This is a genomic window from Ancylobacter lacus, from assembly GCF_018390635.1.
In the GTDB taxonomy this organism is placed as follows: domain Bacteria; phylum Pseudomonadota; class Alphaproteobacteria; order Rhizobiales; family Xanthobacteraceae; genus Ancylobacter; species Ancylobacter lacus.
Map to the genome: position 1 here is coordinate 25679 of NZ_JAHBGE010000077.1, position 12385 is coordinate 38063.

Below are 12385 nucleotides of genomic sequence, written 5' to 3' on the forward strand. Positions count from 1 at the left end.
ATCCCCCAGTGGCGGCGTTGAGCCGACCAGGTCAATCCTGGCCGGATCGGAGCGGGATTCTGCCGGCGATCGATGAGCTCTAGGAGGCACAGCGATGAACTGGACGGACGAGCGCGTCGAGCTCCTCAAGAAACTTTGGGCCGAGGGACTTTCCGCCAGCCAGATCGCCGCCGAACTGGGCGGTGTCACGCGTAACGCGGTGATCGGCAAGGTGCACCGGCTGGGTCTTTCCGGCCGGGCCAAGACCGCGGCGGCGCCCGCGGCGCGTCCGCGCAGCAAGACGCCTCCGGTGCGGCCCCAGCCGACGGCGCAGCCGGTACGCCCGCGCCCCATGGTCAGCGGCAACAACGCCCTGGCGGTGGCGCCGGATGTCGAAGAGGCCGAACCCGTCGCCACGCCGGATCCGGTCAGCGCCACCGTGGTGGCGATGGCGCAGCGCTGCACCATTCTCGACCTCACCGAGTTTTCCTGCCGCTGGCCCGTGGGCGATCCCGGCAAGTCCGATTTCTACTATTGCGGCTCGCGCACCAAGACCGGGCTGCCCTATTGTGCCCAGCACGCGCGCATTGCCTACCAGCCGGTCCAGGATCGGCGCCGCGACCGTAGGGTCGCCCGCATCTGACCCTCGGCGTCCGGTGCTTGCCGCGGGCGGGCCTTGCGCGCCGTCCGGCGGATCGCCGCAGGAGGCCGCCCGTCGATGCTGTTTCGCCGCTCCACCGCCGTCGCGCCGCAGCCTGAGCCGCTCGCGCCCATCGTCCTGAAGATCGAGGGGCGTGAAGTGGTGGTCTCGCTCCGGCGCCACCCGCGCGCCCGGCGCTACACCCTGCGCGTCCGGGCCGTCGAGCGCGATGTCGTGTTGACGCTGCCCTCCCGCGGCTCGGTGAGGGAGGCCCATGCCTTCGCCCAGCGCTACACCGGCTGGATCGCGGCGCGGTTGTCCCGCCTGCCCGAACGGGTCGCCCTGGAACCCGGGGCATTGCTCCCGCTGCGCGGGGTTCCCCACCGCATCGTCCACCGGCCGGATCGCCGCGGCATGGTCTGGCCCGAGGTCGCGGGCGGGGAGCCGGTGCTCTGCGTCGCCGGCGAACTGCCTCATGTGGCGCGGCGGGTGACCGATTTCCTCAAGCGCGAAGCCCGGCGCGACCTCACCGAGGCGAGCCGCCGCCATGCCGCCGCGCTCGGCGTCGCCATCGGCCGCATCACCCTGCGCGACACCGCCAGCCGCTGGGGCTCATGCTCCTCGAACGGCGGCCTGTCCTATTCCTGGCGGCTCATCCTCGCCCCGCCTTTCGTGCTGGATTATCTCGCCGCCCATGAGGTGGCGCACCGGCGCGAGATGAACCATGGCCCGGCCTTCTGGGCGACCGTGGACCGCCTGTTCCCGGAGCGGGAACAGGCCGAGCGCTGGCTGCGCAGCCACGGCGCCAGCCTCCACCGCTATGGCGAGCGTGCCGGGGGCTGAGCGCCGCCGGCGGGACAGCCCGACATCCGGTCGCGGCGCCCGCTGAAGCGGATCAGGTGCGGCCGAACAGCTTGTCCATCAGCCAGTCGTCGAGACCGGGGCCGGGCGCTGCCGCCGGCCGGGTGCCGCCGCCGACATTGGCCGGCGGGGCGGGATAACCGCCGCCGGGCGAACTGCCGGGGTAGCCGCCGCCGGTCATGACCGGCTCGTCGGGCACGTCGCCCTGGGCGGTGGCCTGGCCGATGGCCTGCTCGTAGCCGCTGCCGGGCAGGGCGACCACGGGCTGTCCGTCATGCATGGTGCGCATCACCCGGCTCCAGATCTCGACCGGCAGACCGCCGCCGGAGGCTTTCTTGGTGGGCGAGGAATCGTCATTGCCGATCCAGACCGCGCCGATGTAGCGGCCGGTATAGCCGACGAACCAGGCGTCGCGGTAATCCTGACTGGTCCCTGTCTTGCCGGCGGCCGGCCACCCCGGCAGGTCGGCGCGCTTGGCGGTGCCGCTCACCAGCGTTTCGCGCAGCATGCGGTTCATCATCGCCACATGGGGCGGGGCCACCACCTGCGGGTTCTCCGGCAGGGCGAAGGCATAGAGCACCTTGCCCTTGGCGTCGCGCACCTGGTCGACGATGTGGGGCGACACCGCGAGCCCGCCGTCGGCGAAGGGCGCATAGGCGCTGGCCAGTTCCAGCACGGACACCTCGGAGGTGCCCAGCGCGATGGACGGGTTGGGGTCGAGCTTGGAGGTGATGCCGAGCCGCTTGGCGGTCTTCGTCACCTCCTCCGGTCCGACCTCCAGCGCCAGCCGCACCGCCACCGTGTTCAGCGAGAGCGACAGGGCGGTCTGCAGCGTCACCGGGCCACGATATTCGTGCGAATAGTTCTCCGGCTTCCAGCCCTTCAGCTTGATCGGGGCATCGTCCCGGATGGAATCCGGCGTCAGCCCCCGCTCCATGGCGGTGAGGTAGACGAAGGGCTTGAAGGCCGAGCCCGGCTGGCGGCGGGCGGTGATCGCCCGGTTGTACTGGCTGTCCTCATAGGAGCGCCCGCCGACGAGGACCTTGACCGCGCCATTGGTGTCCATCACCACAACCGCGCCCTGTTCGACGTCGAACTTGGCGCCGTTCTTGGCGAGGGTCTCCGACAGGCCTTTCTCGGCGGCAACCTGGGCGGAACGATCGATCGTCGTCTGCACCACGATGTCGTGGTCCACCGCGCCGATGAGGGGCTCAAGCTGCTCCATCACCCAGTCCGCGGCGTAGCCGGCGAGGTTGTCGACGGGGGATTTCGACAGGGTGGCCGGCTTGGCCAGCGCCGCCTTCTCCTGCTCGGCGGTAATGAAGCCGGCGTCCTGCATCGCCCCCAGCACGATGGCGGCGCGGTCCTGCGCGCCCTTGAGGTTGCGGGTCGGGGCGAGGGCCGAGGGCGATTTCATCAGCCCCGCGAGCATGGCCGCCTCGGCAAGGCCGAGCTGCCGGGCCGGCTTGCCGAAATAGCGCTGCGAGGCCGCCTCGATGCCGTAGGCGCCGGCGCCGAAGTAGACGCGGTTCACGTAGAGCTCGAGCAGCTCGTTCTTCGAGTATTTGGTCTCCAGCCAGAGCGCGAGGATCAGCTCCTGAATCTTGCGCGAGAAGGTGCGGTCCTGCGTCAGGAACAGGTTCTTGGCGAGCTGCTGGGTGAGGGTGGAGCCGCCCTCCCGCACCCGGCCGGAGGTGAGGTTCACCACCATGGCGCGGCCGAGCCCCAGCGGGTCGATGCCGTAATGGGAATAGAACCGGCGGTCCTCGATGGCGACGAAGGCCTGCGGCACATAGGGCGGCAGGGCGCGCAGGGGCACGGCGGCGCCGCGCATCTCGCCGCGCACCGCCAGCGCGCTGCCGTCCGAGGCGAGGATCGAGACCGTGGGCGGACGGTCGGGGATGACGAGGTTCTGGATCGGGGGAAGCTGGGTGGATTCATAGGCGATGAGCCCGGCCAGCCCGAGCACGCCCCAGATTCCCAGCACGAAGCTCCAGTAGAAAAGCCGGCCTATGCCGAAGCCGCGGCGGGCGGACCGGCGGGAGCGGGCTGGCGAGCGGGGCTTGGCGCGCGCGGAAATGAAGGCATCCTCCGGGTCGTCGACATGCGCTTCGGGCGCGTCCTCGTCAGTGGCGCGGCGCGCCGCGGCCCCCGGGCCGGGCCGGTCGTCCGGGCGCAGTCTCAGCTCGGGCGCATAAGGGCCGCCGAGGCTCGGCTCGCGCCGCCCGCCGCTCCTCTGTCCCGATGCCATGCGTCCATCCACTCCCGTCCCTGCCGGTAAACGAACCTTAAATCGGGTCATTTTAAAGGGCGGTTAAGGGCGGGACGTAGCGGCAGCGCGGGTTTCTGCGGGATTACAGCGCGGCGATCACCGTCCACCACGCCCAGGCCGTGAGCATGGACAGGGGCACGCCGAGGCCGATCACCGCGGCGATGAGATCGGGCTCGAGGTCGTTGTCCATGGCGATGACGCTGGCGCCCAGCATGGGCGGCATCGCCATCTCCAGCATCGCGACCTTGGCGACGGGGTCGGAGGTCTGGCCAAGCGCGGCATAGAGCAGAAGAAGCAGCGCCGGGGCGACGACGAGCCGGTGGAGGAGGCCGACTCCAAGCGGAGCGAGATGGGCGCCCAGCCGGTCGAAGCGCAGCGCAAATCCCACCGCCGCCAGCGCGAGCGGCGTCAATGTGGCGGCAAGCGCGGTGACCATCTCGTCGACCCAGCCGGGACGGTCGAGGTGGTTGGTCGCAAACGCGATCAGGATGGCGATGAAGGGCGGAAAGGTGGCGATGCGCCGCCCGACCGCGGCAGGGTCCAGCCGCCCCTCGCTGGCCACCGCGGCGATGGCGAGGCCGAGGGTGGACAGGGCGAGATAGGAGCCGAACAGGTCGATGACGATGCCGAGGCCCAGCCACTGGCTGCCGGCGAAGGCGGCGATCATCGGCAGGCCGACGAAAGAGGTGTTGCCCCAGCCGGCGGCGAGCAGCAGCGCCCCGGTGCGCCCGCGCGACCAGCCGAGCGCCCGGCACAGCGGCACCAGCACCGCGACGGCCGCGGCGACGCCCAGCCAGGGCGTGGCGGCCGCCATCCACCAGTCGGGATGGACGCTGAGCTTGTGGAAGCTCTCCAGAGCCGCCGCCGGCAACGCGACATTGATGACCCAGCCGGACAGCACCTTGCCGGCGTTGTCCGGCAGCCGCCCGCTCCACCGCAGCACCACGCCGATGGCAAGGCACGTCATGATGAGCGCGATCTGCTGCACGCCCGTTCCCTCGTCACCCCAACGTCATGTCGATACCGCGTCGTGGGCGCCGCCGCCATACCGCCTTACGTCGCTGAGGCGTCGTCATCGGCGTCCAGCACATGCAGCAGCGCCCGCCGGATCGCCGAATGGCGCGCGGCGCCGATGATCTTCGCGCCCATCAGGTCGGTGACATAGAACACGTCGACCGCCCGCTCGCCGAAGGTCGCGACATGGGCGGAGGCGATGTTGAGGTTGAGGCGCGAGAGGGTCTGGGTCAGGCCATAGAGCAGGCCGGGCCGGTCGAGGCCGGAGACCTCGATCACGGTGTGGCGGTTGGACCACGCATTATTGAGCGTCACCTCGGATTCCACCGTGAAGGCGCGGGGGCGCTTTGGCAGGCGGCGCGCCACCACCTCGGGCAGGCGGATCTCGCCCGACAGCGATTTCTCGATGGCGGTGGAGATGCGGTCGGCCCGCCGCAGCTCGTCGGCGTCCTGTTCGAAGGCGCGGGTCAGCGAGATGGTGTCGAGCGCGCGTCCGTCGGTGGTGGTGCTGATCTGGGCGTCGACGATGTTCGCCCCGGCACTGGCGCAGGCCCCGGCGATGACCGCCAGCAGCTTGGGATGATCGGGGGCGAGGACGGTCAATTCGGTCACACCATGCGCCTGATCGGTCCGACTGGTCGTTGCCAGAGCGCGCCCGGCGGCCTCCGCCTCGGCGATGAAGCGGGCGTGCTGCAGCTTGTGTTCGAGGTCCACGCGCAGCCAATAGGCGGGGTAATGCAGGGCCATGTAGCGCTCCAGACGCTCCTCGCCCCAGTCCCCCATCGCCGCCCGGAACTCCCGCTGCGCCCGCCCGACCCGCTGCACGCGGTTGCTCTCGGAGAAGCCGCCGGTGATGACCGGCTCGGTCTCGTGATAGAGCGTGCGCAGGAGCTGCGACTTCCAGTTGTTCCACACGCCCGGCCCGACCGCGCGGATATCGGCGGTGGTGAGGATCAGCAGCAGCCGCATCCGCTCGAGATTCTGCACCACGGCGGCAAAGTTCTCGATGGTCTTGCGGTCGGAGAGGTCGCGCGACTGCGCGACACTCGACATGACGAGGTGCTGTTCTATCAGCCAGGCAACGGTGTCGGTGTCGGCGGGCGACAGGCCGAAGCGCGGACACAACCGTCGCGCGACCTTGGCCCCCGCGATCGAATGGTCCTCGGGCCGGCCCTTGGCGACGTCGTGAAGGAACACCGCGACGTAAAGCAGCTGGCGGTTCTTGATCTGGCCCATCAATTCGGTGGCGAGGCCGAGTTCGGGACGGTCGCCGCGCTCGATCTCAGTCAGCGCACCGATCGAGCGGATGAGGTGCTCGTCCACCGTGTACGAATGGTACATGTTGAACTGCATCATCGCGACGACGCGGCCGAATTCCGGCACGAAGCGCCCGAGCACGCCGGTCTCGTTCATCCGCCGCAGCACGATCTCCGGCGTCTTGCGCGAGCAGAGGATTTCCAGAAAGAGCCGGTTGGCCTCGGCGTCTTCCCGTACCCGTTGATCGATGAGCTTGAGGGAGCGGGTGGCGAGGCGCACCGCGTCGGGATGAAACGCCAGCTCATGGCGGTCGGCGAGGTGGAACAGGCGGATGAGGTTCACCGGATCGCGGGTGAATGCGTCGGCGTCGGCGACATTGATGCGGTCATGGTCGACAATGAAGTCGCGGCTTTCCTTCAGCGTCCGGCGCGGCGAGGAGCGCAGCCGGGCGATCATCCGGTTGAGCCGCGGCACCGGCTTCTCGTGCCGCTCCTCAAGGGCAGCGGAGACGATCGCCGTGAGGTCGCCAACCTCTTTGGCCACGAGGAAGTAGTGCTTCATGAACCGCTCGACATCCCTGAGGCCAGGGTGAGCGGTGTAGCCGAGCCGCTCGGCCATGTCGCGCTGGAGGTCGAAGGCGAGGCGTTCCTCGGCCTTGCCGGCGAGGAAATGGAGGTGACAGCGGACCGACCAGAGAAAATCCTCGCAGCGGCGGAAGATCGCGGCTTCTTCGGCGGTGAACACGCCCTTGGCCACCAGTTCGCGGGTCTCGCGCACGCGGTAGACGTATTTTGCGATCCAGAACAGCGTGTGGAGGTCGCGCAGGCCGCCTTTGCCGTCCTTCACGTTCGGCTCGACGACGTAGCGCGACTGTCCCGCGCGCTTCAGCCGCTCCTCCCGCTCCGCCAGCTTGGCGGCAACGAACTCGGCGGCCGTGCCCTCCACCACTTCACGGTCGAAGCGGCGGACCATCTCATCGAACATGGCGTTCTTGCCGACGATGAGCCGGGCTTCCAGCAGTGAGGTGCGGATCGTCATGTCCGCGCGAGCCTGGCGGATGCACTCGTCGATGGAGCGGGTGGCGTGGCCGACCTTCAGCCCCATGTCCCACAGGACATAGAGCATGGCTTCGGCGACGCTTTCGCCCCAGGCTGTCTGCTTGTAGGGCAGCAGGAACAGGATGTCGGTGTCCGAGCCCGGCGCCATCAGCCCGCGGCCATAGCCGCCGATGGCGACGATATCCATGCGTTCGGAGGTGGAAGGATTGTCGGAGGGGTAAAGGTAGGTCGTCACCAGCTCATGGACGAGCGTGATGATCTCGTCCTGCAGCCGGGACAGCCGCTCGGCGCAGCGGCGGCCGGAGCCATCCTGTGTCAGCCAGCGCTGAGCCACCGCCTGGCCGTCGGCGTGCACTTTCTTGAGGTATTTCGCGACACGGGTGCGAAGGCCGGTCTCCCCGCCTTCCGGCTGGGTCAGATGCTGCCGGCCCAGCACATGGAGCTCGGCCCGCACCGCCTCCATGTCGAAGAGCTCGCGGAACGCGAAATCGGAACGGCGACGGCGGCGTATCTCGTTCATGGGGTCGTCCGGCTGCACAACCCTCCCGATTTAACCGATCACACCGGCGGCGTCATCGGCCTTGGCGGCTTCCAAAACGAGACGTGCCCGGCGGAGGCCGGGCACGTCGTTTGGCCTGATTGAAAGCCCGACGCCTCACTGGGTGGGCTGGGCGCCCGGCTGGGTGGTCGCGGGCGTGGAGGAAGCCGAGCGGCTCTGCTCCAGAGTCTTGAATTCGGGCGCCTGGTTCAGCTCGTCCCGGCTGGCCGACACCACCACCTTCTGGCCGTTGTCGGCCGGCGCCACGGTCAGCGCGTTGAACGAGACAGCGACAGGCTTGGCGCCGATGCCGAGGAAGCCGCCCACGTCGATCACCGCGGCGGTCACGCGGCCATCCTTCTCCACGATCAGATCGCTGATCGAGCCGAGGGATTCGTCAGTGGCCGTGACCACATTGGTGCCGACGAGGTCGCTGCTCATCCACTGACCCGCGGCCTGCTCGTTGATGAAGCGGGCGCCGGTCGGCGACACGGTGGCCTGCGAGGGCATGTTTTCCGCCGGTGCGGTGGTGGAGGGGTTCACCGGTGCCGTGCTGGGCGCGGTCTCGGTGGCAGCGGGCGGGGTCGTCGGCGCGGCAGACTGGGCGAGCGCGACCGCGGGGGTGAGAGACAGGGCGGCCAGAGCAGTCAGGGTCACGAACTTGTTCGTCATCACATTCTCCCGGTCGTTTATTCCAAGACGAGTGCGGCGTGTTGCCGTCTGGTTGGTCAACTCGTGCGTCCGGGCAATGTTCCTCTTACGTAAGGAAAGATACGTTCGGGATCATCGAGCGTCAGCGACGCAGATGGTAAGTTCTTCCGTCGCGCTGTTGGTACGAAGCGCGCCCAGAGCCGAGAGACAACCGCGCGGAAGCGCATTGCTGCGGGTCGGTGACTTCACGATCTTCGCTGCTTTTGCCACAATGCTGGTCGCCGCTGCTGGAATAGTCTCAACGATCGCTTCACCGCCCGAGCGGCTGACGGGAAGGGGAAGCCGAGGGGCTTTGGCCTCCCGGTTGATGCCCGCGCCAGCCGAGGGCTGGATCACCACCGACATCGCCGGCTGGGAGCCGGAAGAACCCACCGACGCCGCGGCGACCGCGCCCAGCCCGGAGACGGCGACCAGTACAGGAACGACGGCAAGCGACACACGCAGGGTTGCCGGGTAGGAGCGGGTGAAAGGAACGCGTGCCATTGGAGCCTACTCCCGTCTCGCAACGCGCTCATGCCCGCACGCAACCACCTTCGGCGCGCATAATTGGCACGCCGCGAATGCGGGCTCTGATCGGTTGAATGGAAAAGCGATCACCATGATCGCGTCCTCCATCCAACTTTGAAAAAATCATTAAGTTCCTTCGCAGCCGTTCTCACATACCCGTGTGAGATCGCCGGCCGTTCAGCGCACGATGGTCACGTGCTGCTCGGGCACGACGACGTGGCACATGACGCCTTCGGGCTCGAAGGCGAGCACAACCTCGCCGTCCAGCGCCCGCGACAGATTGCGCTCGATAACCAGCGATCCGAAGCCGCGGCCAGCGGGCGTGGTGACCTTGGGCCCGCCCTTTTCGGTCCAGTTGAGGTCGATGCCGCCGCCCTCTTCGAGGCTGCGGCGGGCCCAGTGGATGAGCACATGCCCGCCTGGAACGGAGAGAGCACCGTATTTCGCCGCGTTGGTCGACAGTTCGTGCAGGGCAAGACCGAGATTCTGCGCCGCTTCGGGCTTCAACAGGATGTCCGGTCCCTCGATCGTGACCTGACTGCCCTCGCGGTTGAGGTGATGGCCGAGCTGCGAGCGCACCATGTCGCCGAGGGACGCACCGTGCCAGCTTTCCTGCACCAGAAGGTCATGGGAGCGGGCCAGGGCCTGCAGCCGGGCACTGAACTGTTCGACGAAGTCGTCGATGGTGCCGGCATGGCGTGCCGTCTGGCGTGCCATCGCCTGAATGACCGCGAGAAGGTTCTTGGACCGATGGGTAAGCTCGCGCATCAGCATCCGCAGATGCTGCTCGTTCTCCTTGCGGTCGGTCACGTCCACCGCGGCGCCGGTCAGGCCGATGGTGGCGCCATTGAGATCGCGCAGCGGCTCGATATGCAGGTCATACCAGCGCTTGGCGCCTTCCTCATCAACCTCCACCTCGCCCTTGCGGGTCTCGTTGGCCGCGAAGGCTTCGCGCTTGAGGTTGGCGATGGGGCGGGCGTGCTTCTCGTCCAGCAGGTCGAGATCGGTCGAGCCGAGCACCCGCTCGATCGGCAGGCCGAAAAGTGGCTTGCTGATCGAGGTGTACCGCAGGTCGCCATCCTGGGTGAAGATGGCGACGTTCGAGCCACGAAGGGCCATCTCGTACCGCTGCAGCGCGGTGGCGAGTTCCAGCGTCAGCCTCCGCTGTTCGCTGGCAAAAGTTCCGGGGGAGGGGAGGTTCAGCAGCGAACGGTAGTTGGACCAGAGCGCGATGGCTCCCGCCACGGCGGTCAGAGACACGACCACGCGGGCCGTGCTCTGAAACAGCGTGATCAACGCTCCGTTGTCGAAGCTGATGAGAATGGAGAGCACGCCGACGGCCATGATCAGCGTTCCCAGCAGGAACACCAGCCAACGCACGCCGCGCGGCAGATCGCGCCGAATCTGCAGCAGGCGGAAAACTCCGGCTGCAATGGCGAGCGACGATGCCGCGGTGACGACACGCGTCACTGCGTCAAGATCTGTCAGCATACCTTCCATCGGCGAGCGCTCAGGCGGTCGCGCGCTGCTCCCGTGGGCGTGCCTTTCGCTCGAAGAACAGCGCCTGGCTGATGACCGCCGCCACGGTCGACGGCTGGAAAGGCTTGGCGATGAGGAAGGCGGGCTCCGGGCGGACGCCGGTGAGGAAGCGCTCGGGATAGGCGGTGATGAAGATCACCGGCACTTCGACGCTTTCGATGAGTTCGTTGACGGCGTCGAGCCCCGAGCTTCCATCCGCAAGCTGGATATCGGCGAGGACGAGGCCGGGGGTGCGGCGGCGTGCCAGCGCGACGGCTTCGGAGTGGGTGCGCGCAATGCCGGTGACGCGATGGCCCAGCCCCTCGACCAAACCCTCAAGGTCGAGTGCGATGAACGGCTCGTCCTCGATGATGAGCACGTCGGTCGCGATCTCGGCCGCAAGTTCACGGCCGGCTTCTTCTACTAGTCCCCGCAGCCGTGTGGCCGGAACATCCAGCACGGCGGCCGCATCGTTCTCGTCGAAACCCTCGAGCGAGACGAGCAGGAAGGCCTGCCGCACCAGGGGCGTGATATGGCCGAGCCGCTGCTCGCCACGAATGGCGGGTGTGACGGGATCGACTTCATTGTTGATGGCGACGGAGTTCCACAGCCGGGTGAGCAGCCGATAGAGCGATACCCGCGTATCGACCGTCCGGTCGAACGCCTCGGGGTCGGCGATGATCGCCTCGAGCAGGGCGGTAACATAGGCGTCGCCCGCGGATTGGCTACCGCACAGCGCGCGTGCATAACGGCGAAGGAAAGGCAGGTGCTGCGCGACCAGCTGCGATGTGCTCACAGACGTCTCCCCGTAGGACTTCCAGTAATCGCAGCCTAACGCGCTCTGCCCGTGATGGGTTCCTTGTCGCCGTAAAAAAATCGTTCGAATTTATCTCGACGCGGGAACCTGGCGCCGCCTGGCTGGTTAGAGCCGTACCAAGCGGCGGATGTGGAGTGTTCCGGGCGCTCGGGAGGCCTAATGTCGGGACGAAAAAGCATGGAAGACGAGCAGGCGGAAGCTGGATCCGTTCGGACCGGCGGAGCGACGGTTTCCCAGATGCGCAGGGGTGATTCCGCGGTTGCGCCAGGAACCACGTTGAGCCGCGACGTTCAGTCGAAGATCGGTCAGCACCTGCGCGCCATGTATGACGATGTCGTGCGGCAGGGGGTGCCGGATCGATTCCTCGATCTGCTGTCCCAGCTCGATGAGCGGGAAGGCGCGGCAAAGGGCGAGAAGAGCGACGGCTCCGCCGGGGAGAATGAGCGGTGAGCAAGTTCGATCCCGCGCTGCGCAACGAGATCATCGAGGCGATCCCCAATCTGCGCGCTTTCGCCATTTCACTGAGTGGAAGCGTCGATCGGGCTGATGATCTGGTGCAGGAGACGCTGCTGCGTGCCTTCGCCAATATTTCGAGCTTTCGGCCGGGCACCAACCTCTCGGCCTGGCTCTTCACCATTCTGCGGAACCTGTTCCGCTCGGAGTACCGCAAGCGGCGCCGCGAGGTGCCGGACAGCGACGGGCTTTTCGCCGCGACGCTGACGACCAACCCTGATCAGACCACCCATCTCGATTTCGAGGATTTCCGGGCGGCGCTGGATCGGCTTCCCCCGGACCAGCGCGAGGCGCTCGTTCTGGTGGGTGCGTCCGGCTTTTCCTATGAAGAGGCGGCCGATATCTGCCAGTGCGCTGTCGGCACCATCAAGAGCCGCGTCAATCGTGCCCGTCGCCGGCTTGGCGAGATGCTCTCCATCGATACGGCAGAAGACTTCGGCCCCGACCAGCCGACCCGTGCGGCGATTGCCGCCGTGCACCGTCCCTGATCTCTTTCCATACGTTTCGACACGTCGCGGCCCTGTCTCCCGGTGACTGAACGTCGGCGGGGAGCGGGTGGCTTCGCCCATGCGGCGTGCCCGCCGCATGGAGCGCGGCTTGTATGCAGCGCCCACGCCGGCGTGTGAGCGGCGGCGTGGGCGCTGTGTAAGCGTCGTCCTCAGGCCACGTTACTGAGGGTGGGCTTGGTGGGATAGGCCCA

The 12385-nt window shown here is 67.8% G+C and carries 11 protein-coding genes; 4 read left to right on the forward strand and 7 right to left on the reverse strand.

Going from position 1 to position 12385, the window contains the following annotated elements:
* Positions 1–94 precede the first annotated feature (94 nt).
* Both KHC27_RS19025 and KHC27_RS19030 read left to right on the forward strand, forming a co-directional pair.
* Positions 95–622: a GcrA family cell cycle regulator gene (locus KHC27_RS19025; RefSeq protein ID WP_213341163.1), complete on the forward strand. Its 528-nt coding sequence runs from the start codon at positions 95–97 to the stop codon at positions 620–622.
* Between the two features lie 75 nt (positions 623–697).
* The gene (locus KHC27_RS19030; protein WP_213341165.1) at positions 698–1462 is read left to right on the forward strand and encodes a M48 family metallopeptidase; all 765 of its coding nucleotides are present in this window, start codon (positions 698–700) and stop codon (positions 1460–1462) included.
* 52 nt (positions 1463–1514) lie between these two features.
* On the opposite strand, the gene KHC27_RS19035 is transcribed toward KHC27_RS19030, so the two are convergent.
* From KHC27_RS19035 to KHC27_RS19065, 7 genes are all read right to left on the reverse strand, one after another.
* Positions 1515–3731 carry a transglycosylase domain-containing protein gene (locus tag KHC27_RS19035; protein ID WP_213341167.1) on the reverse strand — a complete coding sequence of 739 codons (2217 nt, stop codon included), beginning with the start codon at positions 3729–3731 and terminating at the stop codon, positions 1515–1517.
* A 103-nt stretch (positions 3732–3834) separates the two neighbouring features.
* Positions 3835–4740 (reverse strand): AEC family transporter, encoded by a 906-nt coding sequence (locus tag KHC27_RS19040; protein WP_213341169.1) that lies wholly within the window; start codon positions 4738–4740, stop codon positions 3835–3837.
* Positions 4741–4805: 65 nt separating this feature from the next.
* A complete protein-coding gene (locus KHC27_RS19045; RefSeq protein WP_213341171.1) occupies positions 4806–7601 on the reverse strand; it encodes a [protein-PII] uridylyltransferase in 2796 nt (931 codons plus the stop codon).
* A gap of 135 nt (positions 7602–7736) precedes the next feature.
* Positions 7737–8291: a PRC-barrel domain-containing protein gene (locus KHC27_RS19050; RefSeq protein WP_213341174.1), complete on the reverse strand. Its 555-nt coding sequence runs from the start codon at positions 8289–8291 to the stop codon at positions 7737–7739.
* Positions 8292–8402: 111 nt separating this feature from the next.
* On the reverse strand, positions 8403–8813 hold the full coding sequence (locus tag KHC27_RS19055) for a hypothetical protein (protein ID WP_213341176.1): 411 nt from the start codon (positions 8811–8813) through the stop codon (positions 8403–8405).
* A 201-nt stretch (positions 8814–9014) separates the two neighbouring features.
* A complete protein-coding gene (locus tag KHC27_RS19060) occupies positions 9015–10337 on the reverse strand; it encodes a sensor histidine kinase (RefSeq protein ID WP_213341178.1) in 1323 nt (440 codons plus the stop codon).
* Between the two features lie 10 nt (positions 10338–10347).
* Positions 10348–11151: a response regulator gene (locus tag KHC27_RS19065; RefSeq protein WP_213341180.1), complete on the reverse strand. Its 804-nt coding sequence runs from the start codon at positions 11149–11151 to the stop codon at positions 10348–10350.
* Positions 11152–11448: 297 nt separating this feature from the next.
* Between KHC27_RS19065 and KHC27_RS19070 the strand changes: the two genes are divergently transcribed.
* Together KHC27_RS19070 and KHC27_RS19075 are read left to right on the forward strand one after the other, a co-directional pair.
* Entirely contained in the window at positions 11449–11622 is a 174-nt protein-coding gene (locus tag KHC27_RS19070) for a NepR family anti-sigma factor (protein ID WP_425514896.1), read from the forward strand.
* A complete protein-coding gene (locus KHC27_RS19075; RefSeq protein ID WP_213341182.1) occupies positions 11619–12173 on the forward strand; it encodes a sigma-70 family RNA polymerase sigma factor in 555 nt (184 codons plus the stop codon). Before KHC27_RS19070 ends, KHC27_RS19075 begins: the two co-directional genes overlap by 4 nt.
* The last annotated feature ends 212 nt before the right edge of the window (positions 12174–12385 follow it).

What these genes read in the sequence shown, in the direction of transcription:
- KHC27_RS19025 (WP_213341163.1), top strand. Translation starts at nt 95, where the DNA reads ATGAACTGGACGGACGAGCGCGTCGAGCTCCTCAAGAAACTTTGGGCC.
- KHC27_RS19030 (WP_213341165.1), top strand. Translation starts at nt 698, where the DNA reads ATGCTGTTTCGCCGCTCCACCGCCGTCGCGCCGCAGCCTGAGCCGCTC.
- KHC27_RS19035 (WP_213341167.1), bottom strand. Translation starts at nt 3,731, where the DNA reads ATGGCATCGGGACAGAGGAGCGGCGGGCGGCGCGAGCCGAGCCTCGGC.
- KHC27_RS19045 (WP_213341171.1), bottom strand. Translation starts at nt 7,601, where the DNA reads ATGAACGAGATACGCCGCCGTCGCCGTTCCGATTTCGCGTTCCGCGAG.
- KHC27_RS19050 (WP_213341174.1), bottom strand. Translation starts at nt 8,291, where the DNA reads ATGACGAACAAGTTCGTGACCCTGACTGCTCTGGCCGCCCTGTCTCTC.
- KHC27_RS19055 (WP_213341176.1), bottom strand. Translation starts at nt 8,813, where the DNA reads ATGGCACGCGTTCCTTTCACCCGCTCCTACCCGGCAACCCTGCGTGTG.
- KHC27_RS19060 (WP_213341178.1), bottom strand. Translation starts at nt 10,337, where the DNA reads ATGGAAGGTATGCTGACAGATCTTGACGCAGTGACGCGTGTCGTCACC.